This is a genomic window from Protofrankia sp. Cr1 (assembly GCF_963555865.1).
Lineage (GTDB): Bacteria > Actinomycetota > Actinomycetes > Frankiales > Frankiaceae > Protofrankia.
On the sequence record NZ_CAUVXO010000230.1, the window covers coordinates 7,830 to 8,672 of the forward strand.

The 843-nt window shown below is 72.7% G+C and carries 1 pseudogene; it reads left to right on the forward strand.

What is annotated here, in order from left to right:
• A pseudogene (locus U9980_RS17155) lies at positions 1-843 on the forward strand (WD40 repeat domain-containing protein); the annotation flags it as partial.

Below are 843 nucleotides of genomic sequence, written 5' to 3' on the forward strand. Positions count from 1 at the left end.
GCCGCAGCCGGCGCCCGCCGATCGGACTCCGCAGCCTGTCCGGCGGGCGCCGGCTCCCGGCCTGCGCACACTCGGCCCTGCGCTGACCGGTCACCTCAGCTCGGTGTTCTCGGTGGCGTTCTCCCCGGACGGGCAGATCCTGGCCAGCGCCGGCAACGACACGACGGTGCGGTTGTGGGATGTGGCCGACCCGTCCGCTCCCCGCCGGCTGGGTGGGCCGCTGCCCGGCCATGCCGGCCCGGTGCGGGCGGTGGCGTTCGCCCCGGCCGGCCGCATCCTGGCCAGTGCCGGTGACGACAAAACGGTGCGGTTGTGGGATGTGGCCGACCCGTCCGCTCCCCGCCTACTCGGTGAACCGTTGATCAGTCCCGCTGGTCGGGTGCGTGCGGTGGTGTTCTCTCCGGATGGCGCCACGCTGGCCAGTGCCGGCAACGGCAGGACCGTGCGGTTGTGGGACGTGGCCGACCCGTCCGCTCCCCGTCCGGTCGGAGAACCGCTGTCCGTTCCCACCGACCGGGTGGACGCGGTGGCGTTCTCTCCGGACGGTCGCATGCTGGCTTCCACCGGCGACGGCTCGGTGGTGGTGCGGTTGTGGGATGTGCGGGACCGGTCCATCCCGCGTCCACTTGGTGAGCCGTTGGCCGGTGACACCGCCAAGGTGTGGTCGGTGGCCTTCTCGCCGGACAGCGGGATCCTTGCGACCGCGGGCGGCGACAAGATGGTGCGGCTGTGGGACATCACCGATCCGTCCGTCCCCAGGTCGATCGGTGAGCCACTGACCGGTCACACCGGGCGGGTACGGTCGGTGGTGTTCTCCCCGGACGGCGCCACCCTGGCCAGCGC